Annotated in this window: 19 protein-coding genes; 8 read left to right on the forward strand and 11 right to left on the reverse strand. The window is 65.1% G+C overall.

Annotated elements, in window-relative coordinates:
- Window positions 1–510, forward strand: a 510-nt coding sequence (locus B277_RS02845) for a DUF3800 domain-containing protein (protein WP_007924967.1), incomplete at its 5' end; no start/stop codon positions are given.
- Between the two features lie 295 nt (window positions 511–805).
- Here B277_RS02845 and B277_RS02850 read toward each other — a convergent pair.
- The 3 genes from B277_RS02850 to B277_RS16455 are packed head-to-tail and all read right to left on the reverse strand — an operon-like array spanning window position 806 to window position 1,910.
- Entirely contained in the window at window positions 806–1,243 is a 438-nt protein-coding gene (locus tag B277_RS02850) for a hypothetical protein (protein ID WP_007924968.1), read from the reverse strand.
- 14 nt (window positions 1,244–1,257) lie between these two features.
- Window positions 1,258–1,482, reverse strand: a complete 225-nt coding sequence (locus tag B277_RS02855) for a DUF3263 domain-containing protein (RefSeq protein WP_007924969.1) — start codon at window positions 1,480–1,482, stop codon at window positions 1,258–1,260.
- On the reverse strand, window positions 1,479–1,910 hold the full coding sequence (locus tag B277_RS16455; RefSeq protein ID WP_128276779.1) for an ImmA/IrrE family metallo-endopeptidase: 432 nt from the start codon (window positions 1,908–1,910) through the stop codon (window positions 1,479–1,481). The genes B277_RS02855 and B277_RS16455 overlap by 4 nt, the downstream gene beginning before the upstream one ends.
- A gap of 132 nt (window positions 1,911–2,042) precedes the next feature.
- Here B277_RS16455 and B277_RS15700 point away from each other — a divergent pair, with 132 nt between their 5' ends.
- Window positions 2,043–2,966: an N-acetylmuramoyl-L-alanine amidase gene (locus B277_RS15700; protein ID WP_007924971.1), complete on the forward strand. Its 924-nt coding sequence runs from the start codon at window positions 2,043–2,045 to the stop codon at window positions 2,964–2,966.
- A 154-nt stretch (window positions 2,967–3,120) separates the two neighbouring features.
- Window positions 3,121–3,525 carry a hypothetical protein gene (locus B277_RS15705; protein WP_007924973.1) on the forward strand — a complete coding sequence of 135 codons (405 nt, stop codon included), beginning with the start codon at window positions 3,121–3,123 and terminating at the stop codon, window positions 3,523–3,525.
- A gap of 163 nt (window positions 3,526–3,688) precedes the next feature.
- On the opposite strand, the gene B277_RS02875 is transcribed toward B277_RS15705, so the two are convergent.
- Window positions 3,689–4,906, reverse strand: coding sequence for an AAA family ATPase (locus tag B277_RS02875; RefSeq protein WP_083853609.1), 1,218 nt, complete (start codon window positions 4,904–4,906; stop codon window positions 3,689–3,691).
- Between the two features lie 531 nt (window positions 4,907–5,437).
- Between B277_RS02875 and B277_RS17280 the strand changes: the two genes are divergently transcribed.
- Together B277_RS17280 and B277_RS02880 are read left to right on the forward strand one after the other, a co-directional pair.
- Window positions 5,438–5,584, forward strand: a complete 147-nt coding sequence (locus B277_RS17280; RefSeq protein WP_156811718.1) for a hypothetical protein — start codon at window positions 5,438–5,440, stop codon at window positions 5,582–5,584.
- A gap of 223 nt (window positions 5,585–5,807) precedes the next feature.
- A complete protein-coding gene (locus B277_RS02880) occupies window positions 5,808–6,443 on the forward strand; it encodes a hypothetical protein (protein WP_007924976.1) in 636 nt (211 codons plus the stop codon).
- Here B277_RS02880 and B277_RS02885 read toward each other — a convergent pair.
- From B277_RS02885 to B277_RS02905, 4 genes are all read right to left on the reverse strand, one after another.
- Window positions 6,444–7,699, reverse strand: a protein-coding gene (locus tag B277_RS02885) for an IS3 family transposase (protein WP_420319490.1) whose coding sequence is annotated in 2 segments (ribosomal slippage) — window positions 6,444–7,357 and window positions 7,357–7,699 — 1,257 coding nt in all. Because the reading frame shifts where the segments join, the coding sequence is not laid out codon by codon here.
- Between the two features lie 273 nt (window positions 7,700–7,972).
- A complete protein-coding gene (locus B277_RS02895; RefSeq protein ID WP_007924979.1) occupies window positions 7,973–8,947 on the reverse strand; it encodes an OLD family protein in 975 nt (324 codons plus the stop codon).
- A 53-nt stretch (window positions 8,948–9,000) separates the two neighbouring features.
- On the reverse strand, window positions 9,001–10,023 hold the full coding sequence (locus tag B277_RS02900; protein WP_007924980.1) for a hypothetical protein: 1,023 nt from the start codon (window positions 10,021–10,023) through the stop codon (window positions 9,001–9,003).
- A 532-nt stretch (window positions 10,024–10,555) separates the two neighbouring features.
- Window positions 10,556–11,326: a hypothetical protein gene (locus tag B277_RS02905; protein WP_040880655.1), complete on the reverse strand. Its 771-nt coding sequence runs from the start codon at window positions 11,324–11,326 to the stop codon at window positions 10,556–10,558.
- Between the two features lie 331 nt (window positions 11,327–11,657).
- Between B277_RS02905 and B277_RS19430 the strand changes: the two genes are divergently transcribed.
- On the forward strand, window positions 11,658–11,792 hold the full coding sequence (locus tag B277_RS19430; RefSeq protein WP_272948426.1) for a hypothetical protein: 135 nt from the start codon (window positions 11,658–11,660) through the stop codon (window positions 11,790–11,792).
- 8 nt (window positions 11,793–11,800) lie between these two features.
- On the opposite strand, the gene B277_RS02910 is transcribed toward B277_RS19430, so the two are convergent.
- Window positions 11,801–12,787, reverse strand: coding sequence for a hypothetical protein (locus tag B277_RS02910; RefSeq protein ID WP_007924982.1), 987 nt, complete (start codon window positions 12,785–12,787; stop codon window positions 11,801–11,803).
- A 515-nt stretch (window positions 12,788–13,302) separates the two neighbouring features.
- Window positions 13,303–13,617 carry a hypothetical protein gene (locus tag B277_RS02920; RefSeq protein ID WP_007924990.1) on the reverse strand — a complete coding sequence of 105 codons (315 nt, stop codon included), beginning with the start codon at window positions 13,615–13,617 and terminating at the stop codon, window positions 13,303–13,305.
- 135 nt (window positions 13,618–13,752) lie between these two features.
- Between B277_RS02920 and B277_RS02925 the strand changes: the two genes are divergently transcribed.
- Window positions 13,753–14,277, forward strand: a complete 525-nt coding sequence (locus tag B277_RS02925) for a hypothetical protein (RefSeq protein ID WP_007924993.1) — start codon at window positions 13,753–13,755, stop codon at window positions 14,275–14,277.
- Window positions 14,278–14,464: 187 nt separating this feature from the next.
- Window positions 14,465–14,890 (forward strand): hypothetical protein, encoded by a 426-nt coding sequence (locus tag B277_RS02930; protein WP_007925001.1) that lies wholly within the window; start codon window positions 14,465–14,467, stop codon window positions 14,888–14,890.
- 170 nt (window positions 14,891–15,060) lie between these two features.
- Here the strand turns inward: B277_RS02930 and B277_RS02935 are convergent, their stop codons facing one another.
- Entirely contained in the window at window positions 15,061–18,120 is a 3,060-nt protein-coding gene (locus B277_RS02935) for a type I restriction endonuclease subunit R (protein ID WP_007925003.1), read from the reverse strand.
- Window positions 18,121–18,122 lie beyond the last annotated feature (2 nt).

The following is an 18,122-nucleotide window of genomic DNA, read 5'->3' on the forward strand; positions in this document are numbered from 1 at the left end:
CTTGGCAGTCTCAGTTCGAAGACGCTCCCGATCTTCCGTGACCTCGTCGACGCACTCGAAGAGAGCGACGTGCGGATCGTCGGAACCGTCGTCGACTCGAACGCGAACCCCTTCCACGGCAATACGGTCTGGGACGCGTACTCCGAGGTCGTGACGCAACTGGTCGTCGGGAACATCAACCGCAACGAGCTCGGCTGTGTCTTCGTGGACCGGATCACGACCCCACCGCAGGTGAACCTCGGCGACCTCATCAAGCGGCGACTCAACCACCGGCTGGATCAGCGTCCGATCGTGCTCGCAACCTCACTCAACTCGAAGTCATCTGACCTGCTCCAGGCCGCCGACCTCTGCGCCGGCGCGATCCGCGCACAGCGCATGCGGAGCACCGAGAAGCCTGAGAAGCTCCGCATCATCAACCAGCTTGCGCTCGCCTTCGGAGCAACGACCCTCGAGGACGCCCGCCTGCGACGACTGAACATTCAGACCATGAAGACCAAGGCAAGAAGGTGACGCACCCCACTTCCGGGAATCCCATACAGAGGGCTATCGTTGCCAGTACATCGGGTCAGAGCTTCGGGCTCACAACTCGGTGTTCGGCCAGAGCGCAAGGCTCACAGCCGATGACAGGAGACAGTAGGTCTCCCACGCACACGGCGGTTTGGGTGTCTCCCTAGCGGGGCAACAAGCCAGGCGGGGCACCCCATCACGGGGTGCCCCGTTCTCATGTCGTAGCGAGAAGGACCTCCGTCCGCTACAGCGACCGCCACGCGATCCCGGTCCGACTGAACGTGAACGCCCGGGCCAACTAGTACCTGACGACCTGCCCTCCAAGGTCCGCCTGCAGGCTCGCGGCGTCGTCAGAGTTGATGATCCAGTTCGGGCCGACGAGGAGCACTTCCTCGTCCGTGAGCGCCGGGTCTGCGTCCTCGTCGTCTGCGAACATCTCGCGTGTCTCTTTGGCCATCGCTTTGTGAATCTGGACCGACTCGTCCCGTGAAGACTCGGAGAGGTACGTCGTGAACACGTCCGAGTCCGAGCACCGTCCGGACTCTGCCGCGAGCTTGACGACGTTGTCCTGGACCCAAGATGGGCATGCGTACCCGGCTGCGATGGCAGCGTCCTTCAGTTCCGAGACGGTGCCCACGCTCCCCAGTTCCGTCGACGCAGCAACCGCATCCGTCGAGCCCCCGTCGCCCCCACAGCCGGCTAGGACCGCCACCCCCGCGGTTGCGATCGCGACCACTCCCCCAACACGCTTCATCCTGCCCGCCTCACCCTCGAGTCCCGAAGCCGCCGCAGCCGCGCGACGGTCACCGGATCGTGGCCCCACGCGGCCGGGTCGGTCAAGAGCCCGTTCACGATCTGCAGCGCCCGCACCTCAGTCAGCCCGAGCACCTTGTACGCCGCGACCCGCCGCCCACGCTGCTGGTCGTGCGGCCACCGCCGCCACACCTCGAGCAGCTGCTCCTCGAGCTCGCTCACGCCCCCACCTCCAGGGCGTTGATCCTGGCGACGATCACGGCCCGTTCCGCCGGGTGCAGGTGCCTGGCGTCGAGCCTCGCGCGCAGGGTGGGCTCGTCGACCCACAACTCGTCGGCAGCGGCCTCAAGGTCACCACGGGCCCACACGAGCGCGTCCGCGACATGATGCGGGTCCGGGAGGAGATACCGGGCTGCCGCGGCCGCGACCGCCGCCTCCGTGGCGTCGTCCTGGCATCCGTGGTCGCCGCGGCGCAGGTGCTCAAGCTCGTGCGCGAGGGTGCAGCGACGCTCGACCTGACCGAGCCGGCGGTCGAGCCAGATTCGCGCCTCACCGTCGCTGGCACCCCACACTCCGGGGCGAAGGTCGACGTGGTGCACGACGACGTGCGCGAGAGCGCGGAGGTCACGCCACGGGTGAGGCAGATGCATGCTCGAGATGCTGGCAGCCAGCGGTGACAGCCGTGGTGTCAGGCCTTGAGCCTTTCTCGGGGGGTGAAAGTGTTCCCGCCACCGCCATGCTGCGGCACATAGGGCGATGCAGGAGCAACGATCCCATCGTCGTTGTCCGGCCCCGCCCTCAAGTTCGACCAGCCCGGAGACCGGAAGGTCGTCACCATCTCCGGCCCGCCGCAGGCCCGCCAGGAGCGCGAGTACGACCCGCCGGTCACGCGGAGGCGATCTGACATGGACCGCTACTTCGACCCCGAGCTGCGAAGCGCAAGGTGGCGGCCGCTCGTGGTGAGCGCCTCCTGCACGGCGACGGCGGCCATGCGGTTGCCGCTCCACGCCTTGCCCCACAGCTGCGAAGCCTCGGTGAGGGCCTTCGCGCCCCCGACCGGCGTCGGCGTCTGGGTGCCGCGCAACATCGAGGCGATCCACCTCGCCAACGGCTGGAACAACGGTGTCGGCTACCACTTCATGGTTGACCAGGCCGGCACCATCTACGAGGGCCGCGGCTGGGACAACATCGGCGCCCACTCCCCGCCGCACAACACTGACGGCCTCGGCGTGTACGTCGCCATCGGCGGCGACCAGAAGCCCACCGACGCCGCGCTCGCCTCCGTGCGTGCCCTCTACGACGAGGCGTGCAAGAAGACCGGCCGCACCCTCTACAAGCGCTGGCACGGCTACGACTACGCGACCGCGTGCCCCGGCCCCCACCTCATCGCGTGGGTCAAGGCCGGGATGCCCGTCAAGAGCACCACCCCTGCAGCATCCACCCCGAAGAGAGACGAGTACGACATGGCTTCCCTTGACGACCTCCGCAAGATCGTCCGCGAGCACGCGGGCGCGCAGCTGACCGACAAGGTCACCCTCTCCCCCGGCACCGCCAAGGCCATCGGGTGGGGCGACCGGAAGAACCCGACCATGACCCTCGGCGGCATCCTGCAGAACTCCCTGCGCCTGTCCGCCGACGCTGCCGCCGGCATCACTCGCACCCGCGAGGAGTTGGCCGCCCTCGCCGACGAGATCGAGCGACAGTGACCCCCCGGCGCGCTCATCCTCACCCAGACCGACGCCCTCCACAGCCGCGACCGCGACGCTGCCCTCGCCCGCGCACTCGGCCTCTTCCTTTCCGGCTGCCTCATCCTCGCGTGGGCCGCCCTGCGCATCCTCGACACGATCGGAGCCTGAACCCATGGCCAAGCACGCCACCCCTCGCGCCCTGACCATTCTCGGCCGCGAGCCGGCCGCGTGGGTCGGCCTCGTCGAGGCACTGCTCGCCCTCCTCGTCGTCTTCACGCTCGGCGTGAGCGCCGAGTCGGCCGTCCTCATCATGGCGGTCGTCTCCGCGCTCGCCGGCGTCTACACCGCGTGGACCACCCGCGACACCGCCCTCGGCGCCATCGTCGGTCTGGCCAAGGCGTCGATCTCTCTCGCGGCGTACTACGGGCTGGACCTCTCCGTTGGGCAGCAGGGCGCCCTCATGGCCCTCGTGCCCGTGCTCCTCGGCTTCTGGCAGCGCACCCAGACCGCGCCCGTGTCCGACCCGGTCGACCCCAGCCCAGCCCAAGTCGTGCCCGTCACCGACGACACTGCCTGACCTTCCCTCCACCTCGCATGCGACTGCGCCCCCTTCGCCCATCACGGCGAAGGGGGGCGCTCTTCGTCGTGCTCAGGGGTGGGCGGCCCGCACAGCGGGGAACGTGAAGGCCCCTCCCGAGACGGGAGGGGCCTTCACTCTGGGAGGTTCTTGGCGAGGATCGCTACTCAATAAGTTGATTCCAGTCGGTAGCCGAATCGTATTTGAAGAGGTCCCCCTGATATCCGTCAGGGATTAGGTTTTGGGCTAGGGCGGCCATGATGGCAAACGGCTGCATAAGAGGATCTCGGAAGCGATATCTGAATTTTCGAGGCTCTCCTTTGCGCTGTAGAACCTCGCCTCGCCCATCGCTCAGGAACTCAGAAAGGTGCCGCGAGAATGCCGGGATATCATAGGGGCGACCCATAATTCGCGACAACGGCTCCTTGACCGAGGCAGCTGTGAAGTAACCCAGTTCATCCTTCTCGGCGAGGGCGCATGCCGCCAATACCTGAGCGAAAAGACTCTCGGGACGCGGGGACTGTGTGGCTGCCATGTAGGCAGAACGTGCGGAGTGGGTGCCCTCTACGTAGTTCTTTGCAGCGCGCTCCACATGGTGGAGCGAGACATGGTCCAAGTCCTCCTGAACCGTCAACGTGCCGGCGCCCAGGGACAGTGCATGAGCGTATGTTGGAAGACCCTCTGCGAGCTTGACGATCCGGCCAAGCGCAGCGTTGTCCACTGTCATGTCTGCTTCACGGAAGCCCTCGATGATTAACTCTGCGATCTCGCGTTGTACCATGCGCGGCATCGCCACCTCCTCGAGCGCTCGCCGCACTGACTCATGCTCACCAATCAACTGCTCAATAGAGTCAGACACGCCGACCAAAACAAGCTTGGTGGGGATCGCGCGATCTGACAGGGCCTTGATCGTGTCCGCCATCAACGAGAGGGCGTCGCCATCATCCAAACGATCATACTCATCAATCACGATGACCATGGGCGGATCAACCTTGGCCAAATGCTGTCTGATCTCGTCCGGAGACGGCTTCCCATACGCCCATGCGTCAGGAACAGTTAATCCAACTTCTGAGAAGATGCGCGTCCAAACAGTCTTGAATGTGTCGTCCACGCCACAGTTCACTCTCACAGCGTATTCACGAAAACTGCTGCTGGTAGGCACAAGCAACTCAGACAGAATATTGGCCAGAGACGTCTTGCCGACCCCCCGTTCTCCATAAAGAACGATATGCCGTCCAGGCTGAGCCACAGCGCCAGTAATTTGCATAATTTGCTCGAAACGCCCAGCAAAAGCCTTCCGCTTGCTGATCGGTGTTGAAGGGGTGAAGACCTGGTTGAGTCGATGAATTTTACCGAGTTTCGCGTCTTCACTGACTGTCATGCCCCTAATGCTCTACTACAAGTAGAGCCCTGTCAACTACTAAGTACGCCTACGACGCTGCACCATCGCCGCCGCTGCCTCGCCTCCGGGCCCCGCCCCAGCCGACAGCGACAAGCCAGCCTCGCACTAGTGTCACCCACATGGCGCGCTACCCCTCTGGCATCACCCCCATGCCGAGCCGAGACGTCGCCGACGCGCGCGCACGAGCCGCTCAGATCGCTCTCGAGGGGCACGCTAGCTGGTCAGTTGGCTCTCGACATGCGGACCCGGACTACCCGCCATACGGTGTCGTTCATGGATAAACCACCGGGGGGAACCGGTCTGCCGTTGTGGGTGCTCGCAGTCCTCGTGATTGGCACCCTGGCCGTCGTCATCGGGACGACCCTGTTCTAGCCAGAACTGACCGAGGACGATGCAGGCAATGCGCGAGGTCGCCGCGATGCCTCGGCTCCGCAGCTGATTCGTGGGACTGGGCCTTGTCCAAGCCATCGCGCCGGACGATACTCACAAGGACCAGATGGGAGGTCGCTCATGAGCATCAAGGTCACGCGCGAACAGGTCGCCGCAGCCAAGATCATTCGCGCGCTCGACAAGGCCGAGGGACGCAAGAGCGATGAGTGGATCCTCAGGCTGATCAACGCCAAGGAACGACGGGCGGACCGCGTCCACGGTGACTGATAGCGGCCGCCGGCACACGACAGTTCGATAGCGCGTGATTCGCGCGTCGTCACCCTCGCAGCGAAAGGCAGCCAGCAGATCCGTGTACGCATCGCTGGCCAAGAACACCTCGCCGAAGATCCACTCACCCCAGCAGCAGCCGTCGCCATACCCGGACTCTCGACCTACCGCCTCCAAAATGACGTCTGCCTCTACCCTCGTGCTCGAAAGGTGAGTGATTGTTGTGGCGTACGGCGAGCCTGTCTTCAGGGCCGATCGAGTGGATACCAACGGCATCGAGGTGTCGCTGGTCGGCCACTCCCGACACACCTCCACCGAATCCTGGATGACCTTCTCCTGGCGGACCAGGCTGTCCCCTGGGGGGAGCAACCGCCGGTTCTACATGCACCGCGGTGAGCCCTGGGGCATGAGCACTTCGGTCGCCCTGAGCATGCTCCACGAGTTGAACGACCAGCACCGCCTTTCCAGCGACCCCGCACCCACAGTCCGACCCGAGGTGCTCTTCTCGACATCCATGACACCGGACATGCGCAGCAGGATCTGGACGCAGATCTGCCTACCCGAGGACCGTTGGAGCCAAGACGTGGAGTTCGTCGTGACGCAGGACCCCTACCGGCGCAACCAGTGGCGCAAGATCGGCATCGTTGACAGTGCGAGCGGACAAGTAGCGTTCCGGTCCACGACCCTGGATGGCACGTACCCACCGAAGAAGATCATCCCGTCCTGGACGGATTGGTATCTCGACAACTCGATGCTGGATTGCGAGGGACGTGAGTTGGGAGCCTTCCTCGATCTTCTCACCGGTACTCGAGAGCCCATGGCTCGGACCTTACCCCCGGTTCATGGACACGGGGTGTGATTACGCGGCAGGTTGCAGCGTAACGGTGGAGCTGGTCTCGAAGGTCAGCGGTGAGGTGTAGCGGCACCAGGAGTGACGTCGCTTCGTGTTGTAGCGGGCCGCCCACTTGAAGACCTGCCGTCGGCAGGCGAGCTCGTCGCTCCAACACGCGGCGTCCTGGAGGACCTCGCGCTTCATGGTGGCGTTGAAGGACTCGGCGAGGGCGTTGTCGGCGGAGGTGCCTACCGCGCCCATGGACTGGGTCACGCCGAGCTTCTTGCAGAGCTTGGCGTAGTCCTTGGAGCAGTAGACCGACCCGTGGTCGCTGTGGAAGACCGCGCCCTTGAGGCTGCCCCGGGTCGCGGCGGCGGCCTTGAGAGCGTCCTCGACCAACTCGGTGCGCATGTGGTTAGCGACGGCCCACCCGGCCAGTCGTCGTGAGTAGCAGTCGATGACAGTGGCCAGGTACAGGTTGCTGCCGTCAGCGATCGGCAGGTACGTGATGTCGTCGACGTAGCGGCGGTTGATGCCCTCAGCGGTGAAGTCGCGCTTGAGAAGATCCGGGTACTTCTGCCCCGAGGGCTCGGGGATCGTGGTGCGCACGCGACGTTTCTTGACGTAGCCGGCGATGTTCGCGGCACGCATCACTCGTGCGACGCGCTTGTGGTTGACCCGCTCGCTCTCGGAAACGCCGTCGTTGAGCTCGGCCGTGATCCGCGGCGCGCCGACGGTGTTGTCGACCTCATGGACGACTCGGATCCGCGCCTCGAGCTCAGCATCATCAGCGGCCCGCTGCGCCCGGGCGGGTGCTCCTGCCCTCCATGCGTAGTACGAAGACCGCTCGACCTCGAGCAGCTGACACAGTCGCTTCACCGGGTAGGTGGTGGAGTTGTCGGCGACGAACTGGAAGCGACTCACCAGCGCGTCTCCCCGGCGAAATACTTGGCCGCCCGTTGGAGGATCTCCCGCTCGGTCGTCAGCTTGGTCCTCTCGGCCCGTAGCGCCGCGTTATCAGCCTCAAGCCGAACGATCCGTTGCTGCGGTGTCTCGCCGACCGGCGCAACACTCGCGGGGTGATCGGCTTGCGACGGGCTCGAGGTCAACGTCCCGTCATCAGCGGTCTTCCTGCCGGTCCCGTACACCTCGAGCCACTGCCGCAGCGTGCCGCGCACGATTCCCAGATCCTCGGCGATACCGCGGACCGTGGCCCCCGGGGTGGACTCGTACAAGTCGACGGCTTGACGACGAAACTCTTCGGAGTAGTTCTTCCTGGCCATGGATCGATCATCTCGCTTCCCCAGCAAATGCTGGATTCAGCGTGTCCATGAACCGGGGTCAGGGCCCGTTGCCGTTGCGCCGCCGACATAACCCCGGTGCAGTTGTTATCCCGTGAGCAATCACGATCCCTCTTCTAGGCACCACCAGTCCCGTCGGCACACAGGGGGATTAACCGGCTCTTCAGGTGTGAGGGGATAGAACCGCCTTCCCCCGGACCGATGCGGAAGTCGGCTGCATGCAAGATCGGAGCTGAGGCGTCCTGCTTGCCAGGCTCAGCCTGGCAGGTTGCTCTCGTAGGTGTGCAGGGCGTTGGCGCTCTGCCGAAGTACGTTGATGAAGTCGTTCGGGATGTGGTCCAGGCGCTGGCAGGCTTCTCGAATCGTCGTCGGCTCGAAGTCAGCGCCGTAGGTCATGGTCAGCCACCGCTTGAAGTCCTTGGGAACGCGCTTGGCTGCCGCTCGTCGCTCAGCGTGCTCGACCCGCAGATCTTCCCAGGACGCAGCGCTGGGCACGAAGGACTGGACGGGCAAGTACTCGATGATGTCTGCCTTGGACACGCCGAGCGGCTCGATCCGAGCATGACGGCCACGGCCACGTGTGATCGAACGCATTAGCCACTCCTGCATCCATTCGGACTCAGTGTTATTTGGCCAATCGATCCCCTCAAACAACACTCGGCGGGCCGTCTCGGGGGCATCGACGTGCTTGCGCGCTTCGGCCCACGCAGCAGACAGGCCTTCGGCGGGAATGCCGTCCAAGAGGGCCAGCAAGAGCGCGTCGGTGAAGTCGAAGAGCGTGCGAGCTTCGATCGCCCCCGGCAGATTGCTGGCACCCCGGAGCGCGAGGATCTCGATGCTCAGATCGGCCAGCTCCTTACCGATCACCTCGGTGAGCACTGTCTCGTCGTGGGCCCCTTCGACGAGCAGGAACCCGCGCCGGGTGGACAACAGGTCAGTCGTGGTGAGCCCGAGCTCCTGCAGCTCGCCGCGTTCGGCCGAGCCGAGAAGTTTCATGCCCGAGAACCTGCTCACGCCGCCGCCTCGAGCGTAGAACTCCTCACGAACCGCGACTGGTGCGACGCGCTCGTCACTCAGCAGCGCCGGGCTGTGTGTCGCACACCAGACCCACGTGCTCTCGGCCTGGCCCAGTTCCGCGAGCCAACTCAGGGCCTGCCGCTCCGCGGACCGGTGGAGCCCTTGCTCCGGTTCGTCGATGATAAGTAGGCGGCCTGAGGAGCCGTCGGTCATATCTGCCGTTGCTCGTTCGATGGCCAGACTGGCCCAAGTGGCCTCGGCTGTGCTCAACTGCCTGAAAGGGAGGAGGCTCCGGCTTCCCCATCAAGCGCCTCTCCTGGGACTGCCGCCATCCACTCGACCTTCTTCCCGCGAAGCAGGTCCGCGTGATCGGGTACCTGCAGCTGTAGTCCAACTGAGGTCGGCAATGCTCGTCGCAGGTGCTTGGTGGCCTCTTGGCTGAGTTCGTTGGCCCAGGCTTCGAGGTCAGCACCTTCTTTCAGTAGTTGTGCCAGGTGATTGCCGACGGTCATGACGTCCGGCTCCGGCTCGGAGCGGAGATCCACGCACCTGTACCCCGTTTCATAACCTGGACTGATGTTGTCTGGCCGGTGCCATTTGCTTCCGATGCCGATGGACGCGAACCAGATCTGCTCCCCTTCCAGCGTCGAGAGCCACTCGATATCGAAGGGGTGCGACTCCAAACCTGACGCCTTCGGACGGTCCCTCAGCGTGGCCATGTACGCGTTCAAGTCGGGGTGCTCCCGCGACTCGAGGTAGCAGGGACGGACCACGACCCGGTCGAGTTCGTCACGGGTGATCTCGAAGTAGCGCTGCTCGAGGACCGAGCGCCAGAGGCTTGGGTCTTCGTTCCACGGCTTGCCCATCCAAGGCATGCTCCACGCCTGCACTTCACTGTCGATGTACTGCTCGTAGGCACCCCTGACCTGGCTATTCGAGAAGTCGCCAATGTTCGGGACGATGTGCAGCAAGTAGTCGCTCAGGAAACCGTAGAAGGTGTCCGACTCCCACCCGCTCTCTTGGGCGAGGTCGGCGCTTTCGGCCGTGGACGGCCGCTCAGGGAGGCGCGCTTCGACGATGAGGGAGCACGTCGAGCGGTACAGATCCGCATCCCTGGTCGGTCGGGGCTCGTGCTGGGCCCCGCCGTTAAAGAGGTGATTCACTGCGGCCAACGTCCGGCTCTTACCGACGCCGTTCTTCCCGAACAACGCGTAAGTGGCCTGCCCCCAAGGAATGAACGTCGTCTGTGTACCAGGGAGTTCGAAGATCAGGCCGATGGGAGCAGACATGTCACCAACTTATCTATCAATCCCCGCCCTTGGGCCACTCCGACCTGACCGTCGAGGACTCCTGTCAGGGCCCCGTCGCAGACGGACGTTGCTTACCGGTCGCGCCTCGTCGAGTAGTCGCGCACTTGTTCGAGTCCCAGCGACCACAGGGCCGATTCCTGGAGAAGGTCTGATCCGGGTCTAGTCGGCGACGCTCGCTGGACGCTACCGTCGAAACTATGAGCGCCCTCGAGATCGTGGAGATCGACATCGAACAGGGCGACCTTGTCGAGCTGGACCGTCTGGCGTCTCGCTTCGACGGGGACCGGTCGATATTCCTGCGTGAGGCAATCCGAGTGATGTCCCAGCGCCGGGCGGCTGAGGAAGGTCGTGACCCGGCAGAAGTTGTCACCCACTCGAGAAGCCGAATCCGCCGACGAAGCGGATCGCATCCGCCCTACCAGGGGCGGGGTCGGACACGAGAACGGCTGGTAGTTCGCAGTCGACAGGACGCGGCCCACGCCCATGCAAGACATGAGCACAGCCCGAAAGATCAGTGCTCACGCGTGATGTGCCCGCGGAGACCCGTCTCAGTGAGGTACTGCGCCCGGCAAGAGGGACATGAGTGAAGTCCTCCGCGACCCGATTCCCACTGCTCGATGGTCGCGACCCACCACCAGTAGGACAGGCCATCTCGCCCGTCCGGGCTCGGTAGAAGGCCCGCCCGACGATGACGCGTCACCGTCGCCTTGTTCCACCCGAACCGTTCGGCCAGGTCCAGTGACTGAAGGCGTCTCGGCAGTGAGCTCTTCCCCTCATCCAGCTCTCGCCCTAGCCGTCTCGGTGTGGTCCCGATGATGGCAGCGACTTCCGCCAGCGGCGCGCCGCCGATCCACTGGGTATAGGCCTCGATGACCTGTGCATCGCTCGCAGACGGGTCATGCCCCGGCCAACCGTCCAGGGCGAGCCTGATCACCTCTGGCGAAGTCCTGGCCAGTTCAGCGATCGACTCGTCACCTATGCCGCCGGCACGGGCCCGCGCCCACGCTGCGACATCGTCCAGGTGCGGCACGATCAGACGCATGGCCGTGCTGTGGAGCAGTCCCTGGACCTGGCTGTGTGCCACACCCAGCTCGGCAGCCAAGTCGACGATGCGGACCTTGCCCCGCATCCGGCGCAGAACCATGCCGACATGCTTCTGGAGCGGAGGGGCTCGGTGCTCGTCCAGCCACAGCGCCACGTGCACCGGTGAGGTCAAGCCCTCACGCCGCAGAGCCTCCACCCACACGGGTGCCAGGACGCTCAGGTCGGCTCCGTTGTGCACGGTGTGCAGGCTATCTCCGCGCTCTCGACCTGCGGGCATCACGGTTCGGCTCTAGGCTCCCTGCTGATGTACAGGGGATGGCCCGGGGGGAAGCGCGGCAGGGACGTGGCTGCTGGTGCTCGCCGCGGTGGTCGCGGTCGGTATCGTCGTCGGGCCGTACATCTTCTGAGTTGAACAGCTCGAGCGCGGCACGGCTCGACTGCGGCCGCAGCTCGAGTCGGAGCAGGCGCGGCTGCGCGCAGCGCAGCCGGCCGACGACGGCCTGCGGTGGTTCACCGGCACAGGTGCCGGCGCGGCCTGGGGCAGTGCCGACGTCGCGACGAAGAAGCACGTGCTGCGGGCGCTGGGCGACATGGTCGGGCTGACGATCACCATCGACAGGATCGGTGCCGGCGCGTCTTCGAAGGCCGACGCGGGTCGGTACGAGGGGATCAGGATCGAGCCAGCCACTGCGCGTGACTTGTGATGGACGCGTTAGCCCCCCGCCTCGCCGCTACCCGGCGGCCGGAACCCTTCAAGGCTCGAGAACCACGCCGGGATCCGGGGCCCGTCACCAGGAGTTGGCCCGAAAGCTCGCTCCGCGAGCCGATGGACCTGATCAGGCCACGGACCTGTGGCGAGCTCACCGCCCTCGACCGATGCCAGCACCGTGTCGCCGATCCGCCGAACGCTGGCACTCACGACCGTAGCGTCACCTTCCTGCCGCGCGAGGCCGGTGACATCGCGCCAGCCCGTGTCTCCGAACGTCCGGGTTTCACCCGTGTGCGAGATGATTTCGGCGTACCACCGAGCGGGGTCGATGACGGCGATGAACTCGTCCTCCTTGAGGCTGGAGTCGTCCACTTCCACGATCTCGCGACGGACACCACGGATGCGGACCCGCAGCAGCGCGCGGCTCGCAACGGCATCCTGGATCGGGCCCATCAAGTCTCGCTCGACAGCGTGCCCGGCGATCATCAACTCGTGCACCGCCTGACGAGCCTTCTCCCAGCGGTCGGTTTCGGCATCGCCCTCGACTATTCGGTGGAGCACGTCGACCAGAGTTCTAAGGTCCTCGATGCAGTCATCGAACGCATCGATAACTGCCTCGAGATCCTCCGTGGTGACAGTGACGGGCTTCGGGTCACGACTCCTGAATCGCCGCACTGAGTCGCCGTCATGCTCTCCGTAGTAGGAGTGAACTACCCGGTCACGCTCTGAAGTCCACTTCTCGACATCGCCGAGGCATGCCCGGATCGTGCGCCCCGGTGCGAACTCGAACTCCTTCGTCAGGCCGCTCTCGGTCGCGAGTTCGCGGATGAGCTTGGCCTTCTGGACCAGGGAACTGCCGCCGACCACCACCTGGACGCGGGAGGGCGGCAGCGGGTGGAGAAGCGCGACGAGCACCTGTACGAGCCACTCGTCGACCTCGGCCTGGCGTAGGGCAACCAGACCGACCTTCGACAGAAACGCTTCATTCATGGGCAACCGCGGACGGTTTGGCCAGACTTGTCGGGGGCTCCAAGCGCAGGGCTGCGCTGCCCATCACTCCCGGGAGACTTCCGTAGGGGTCAGAGCTCAAAGCCGCTAGGGCCTCAGTCACGCAGGGCCTTCTCCAACTCGTCCTCGGAGTATCCGAAGGCGTAGTCCTCGTCCTTGCCATTGGACGCCCAGATGCTCGCGGCTTCGTACACGCTCAAGGTTTCGTCGCTGTCGTCCTCCTCATCCGACTCGAGCCCGTACTGACAACTGCCGCAGTACATCTCCGAGTAGGTGTACTTCTTGGTAAGCGGCGTCCCGCACTGCGGACACGGAGGCGTGTCACCGTCGTATGCGTCCTCCTCTTCCCAACTCTTCGGGCGGAAGGCATCAAAAAGGCCCATAGGTCCTCCGATCTGTGGCCCACCTCGGACTCAGCGGGGTGGGTAGAGCATATTGCGTCGCCGGTCTGGGACGTTCCACCTTCAGGCTTCGAATCGGGGCAAGCGAGTAGACCTTCACCGCGGCCCGAGCCAGTCCTCGAGCAGGTCGTCGCGCAGCTGGGAGAGCATGTACCACTGGGGACCGCGCGGCTTGAGCGCGACGTGGTGCAGGTGCTCCTGCTCGTCGTCCTGCCACGCCAGCACGAGCTCCGGCTCGCGCAGGTGGTGCCCGTCCTCGACCCGCGCACGCAGCTCGACGTAGATGCCCTCGTCGGCCGCGGGCACGAGTGCGACGACGGCAGCTCGAATGTCGCCCGACAGGTTCCTGCAGTTGATGTTGTGGCTGTCCCAGGTGTACGGGCACCAGTCGTCTGCTGCAGCACTCGTCATACCCACATGACGCAGGTGGTGTGCATTGAAGGACTGATCGAGCGCCGACTGCCCGCGTGCTCCTCGCACCTCAGCCAGTCTCCGCAAGCGGCACGACACAGTCGGCCTGTCAGTGGGTCCACCTAATGTGACGACGTGGATACTGGAGATGTCGCCCTGCTGATCTCGACGCTGTCGCTGGTCATTGCCGGAGCGTCGCTGGGGTGGCAGGTGGCGCAGTGGCTCCTGTCCGCAGGGCGCGCAAGAGCCGTTCTGATGCACGGCATGCTCCACGGTGCCGGTGCCTTCGTCGGCCCGGTCCGAAAGGACGGATCCGGCTACGACCTGAAGATCCTTCATCGCCAAGGGTTCGAGGGAATCGCCGTCGTCGGTATCCAGGTCACGAACCACGGCCGGGCACCACTCTTCGTCGAGGGGGTCAGCCTCGCCCCGCGAGGCGGTGTCATGAGGTTCGTCCCGATCGCCGAGCTCCACGGGCCAGACCTTCCGCACAGGCTCGAGGCTGGGACGAACGCCAGCTGGTACACCATCGCCGATCACGCTGCGACGCTCGCCGCCAGTTCGCGGGATGTGTTGCGGGAGAAGGTCTCCGGCGTCTACATGACGGCCCAGCTCGGAACAGGGAACACCGTCGAGACCAAGCGAACCTTGCGGGTGTAGCGCATGGGTCGTCGGCGGCGTCGGTCAGCTCGGATGGAGTGACCAGACGGCGGCCTAGCTGAGTGTGGGTCAAGTCCCGGGCGTGGTCTGGCGGAGCGTGTTCCTTAGCGATGGTTCAGGCGGTTCTAGCGGCTCATGTCATCACGGACTCTGGACCCTCATTGTCGATGCTGAAACACTCACGACCATGACCGAGGACCTGATCGCTCTTCCATCCGTCGACGACTACGCGTCCGCCTTCACCGAGGTCAAGGACAAGATCACCCCGAAGCAGCTGGAGTTGCTCAGGTTCCACCATGCCCAACCCGGTCGTGCAGCCTCGGCCAGCACCATGGCGCGAGCCGTCGGCTTTGAGTCCTTCAGCGCGGTCAACGTCCAGTACGGGAAACTCGCGCGGTTGGTCGCCGAAGCGGCGGGTCTCGAACTGGCGGAACACGTCAAGGTCGGGGCACTGGTCCAGTTCGTGCATCCGGATCAAGCAGCCAACGAACACTTTTTGTGGTTGATGCGCGAGAACGTCGCCATCGCGTTGGAGAACCTGGGCTGGGTCCCACGCGTGTCGCAGTACCTCTACCCCGAGCTGGCCCTGAAGCGACTCTCGACGATCGAGTAGGCCGACACCTGTCGGTCCACCGCGAGGGAGAACGGTCATCTACCCGGGCTCGTCTGACATCCTCTGACGCCGCGACTGGTACAGGTAGGCACCGATGAGCCGGATGAGCTCGTCAGCCCGTTCGTTCTCGCCCGTGAGCGCGCCGGTGAGCTTGCCGAAGGCACCTTCGTTCAGCACTGCCGCATCGGTGAGCGTCTCCCGAAGGTCGGGTGAGGTGAGGAACTGGTCCTGGGCGTTGTGGTCGATCTGGTCAGCGATGCGCGCGTCTGCCTCGGCCATGCCGGCTGCGGCGACGACGAAGCCCTCGATCTGGGGATCGGCGAATTCCGAGCCGAACAGGGCATTGATGCGGGAGACCACCTCGGAGAGCAGTTCTTGCTGCGGGTCCTTGCTGGGGGCGTGTGTGCCGATGCCGGTGATGCCTCGTACTGCTGGGGTCTCTTGGTCACCGGCCAGGCCGATGTCGGCCTTGCCTGATCGATCTGGCGCACCCGGCGCAGCTCGAGACCCGACACGTCCGCGTCGATCTCCTGCCCATCGCCGGGCAGCAGGTGCACCAGCTGGCGCAGGAACTCCGCGAGCTTCTCCAGGTCGGACGTGCCGTAGTCGATGACCTGGGACATGAAGTCGTACAAGCGGACGTAGGAGCCGCAGTCCTTGCGGAAGGTGTGTAGCTCGTCGAGGGCCTGCTGGTCTCCGCTGTTCTCTGCCTCGGCCTTGCGCGCGATGTACTCATCCCGCGCAGGGGTGACCGCTGCGTTCAGCGCCGCGTGCGACTGCACCGGTGCCCACCACGCCTGCGCGTACCGCTCGACGTCGTTCGGCGTGTAGATCCTCGTCTCGGCCAGTTTCGCTGCGAGACGGTGGACGAGGTTCGGATCCGTCTCGGTCTCGACGTGCGCCTCGAGGTAGTAGGTGAGGAACGCATCCTGGATCTCTGTCGGGTCGTTGACGAAGTCCAGCACGAAGGTGCGGTCCTTCACCTCGCCCGACGGTGCCCGGTAGGTGCGGTTGAGCCGGGACAGGGTCTGGACCGCATGCACGTCCGGCAGCTTCTTGTCCACGTACATCGCGCACAGCAGCGGCTGGTCGAAGCCGGTCTGGAACTTGTCAGCGACGATCATCAGCCGGTAGTCGGGCCGGCGGAACTCCTTGGCGAGGTCCGAGCCGAGGCCGGGGTTCATGCTCGCCTCGGTCGCGTCGACCAGTCCGTACTCCTCGTCGCTGATCTTGTCCGAGAACGCCACGATCGTCTGGTATGCGTACCCCTTCTTCGCGAGGTACTTGTCCGTCTCGATCTTGTAGCGCACGGCGGCTTGGCGGGAGTCGGTGACGACCATGGCCTTGGCGTGCCCGTCCAGCAGATGCGCGACTGAGGTGCGGAAGTGCTCGACGATGATCTCGACCTTCTGCCCGATGTTGGTCGGGTGCAGGTTGGCGAACCGCATGATCTTGCGTGTGGCGACCTTCGGGTCCACGAGCCGATCCTCGGTGGCTTCGTCGTCGGTGATGGTCGTGAGGATGCCCTGCTCGCCGCGCTGCTCGATCTCGAACGCGGTCTTGTACGTCTGGTAGCCGCGCAGCACGTCGAGGATGAAGCCCTCCTCGATGGCCTGCCGCATCGGGTAGACGTCGAACGAGACCGGCTTGCCGTCATCGCCAGGTCGGCCGAACAGCGACTTCGTCTTCGCCTTGGGCGTGGCCGTGAACGCCAGCATCGACACGTTCGCCGCGCCGGCACGCGCCGCCGTCTGGGCAGCGATCTTCCGTTCCCGGGCGAGATCGGCCTCGATGACCTCGTTGACGACGTCCTGGGAGTCGACATCCTCCTCGGTGGCGACTTCCCCACCGTCGGTGAGGACCTTCTTCAGGTCCGCGGCCGTCTTGCCGGACTGGGAGGTGTGGGCCTCGTCCACGATGACCGCGAAGTTCTTGTCACCCAGCGTGGACTCCAACAGCCCCTTGACGTAGGGGAACGTCTGGATGGTGACGACGACGATCAGCGCAGAGCCTGTCAGGGCATCGAGCAGCGCACGGGACTTGGACCCGCCGGAGCGACGGATGGCGGTCGAGTCGATGACCGCCACGGTGCCGACGGTGTCGTCGACCTGCTCGACAGCCTGCTGCAGCTGTGCGTCCAGGACACGGCGGTCCGAGACGATCAGGACCTTGTCGAACACCTTGGTGTTGGACGTGTCGTGCAGACGGGCGAGCCGGTGGGCCGTCCAGGCGATCGTGTTCGTCTTGCCGGAGCCGGCCGAGTGCTCGATGAGGTAGCGCTTGCCGGGGCCTTCGAGGGTGATCACCCGCACGGTCTTCTCCACCGCTCGCCACTGGTGGTAGCGAGGGAACATCAACGCGGTGGAGCGCTTGATCTTGCCGGTGGCCGGGTCCTCTGTGGTCTCGGACTTGAGGAACATCTGGGAACCGAGGATCGCCAGCCAGTTGTCGCGCTGCAGGACCTCCTCCCACAGGTACGAGGTCGCTGCACCGGTGGGGTTGGCCGGGTTGCCCGCCGCGCCGGTGTCTGCGTGACCGCGGTTGAAGGGCAGGAAGTACGTCTTCTCCCCCGCCAGCTTCGTGGTCATATGGACCTGGTCGTCATCGAGGGCGAAGTGCACCAGGGCTCGAGTGCCGAAGCCGAGCAGCGGCTGTCCTGCAGGGTCGCGGTCCTTGCGGTACTGCGTGACCGCGGTACGCCACTCCTGCTTGAAGGAGGACTTCAGCTCCGCGGTTGCCACTGGCAGGCCGTTGACGAAGAACACAAGATCGATCGAGCGGGAGTCGCCACGCTTCGGCGAGAAGTGCACCTGCCTGGCGACCCGCAGACGCACCTTGCGGTAGTTATCGGTCACCTGGGGGTTCAGCGTCGTGGCGGGGCGGAACTGGCACATCCGCAGGTGCGCGGTCGCGCCGCGCGTGTGGGAGAACTTCCGACGGAGCACGTTCAACGTGCCGCCGCCGGAGGACATGGGCGTATCGAGCTTGGTCACGAGCGCGTTGAGCAGCGCCTCGCGATCGGCCGGCTCGCTGGGGGTACCGACCCGGACGACCTTGGCGTACTCCTCTGGCTGGGTCTCGGACAGCCACCAGTGCACGTCCTGCGGCCAGAGCGCACGCTTGGCGTCGTAGCCGTCCCCGGTCAGGCTGTACTCCCAGCCGTGGTTGGCAAGGTACTCCGCGATCTCGGCCTCGAACGCCGCTTCTCGGGTTCCGTCGGGTGAAGCCATGT

The sequence above is a fragment of the Janibacter hoylei PVAS-1 genome (assembly GCF_000297495.1).
In the GTDB taxonomy this organism is placed as follows: Bacteria; Actinomycetota; Actinomycetes; order Actinomycetales; family Dermatophilaceae; genus Janibacter; species Janibacter hoylei.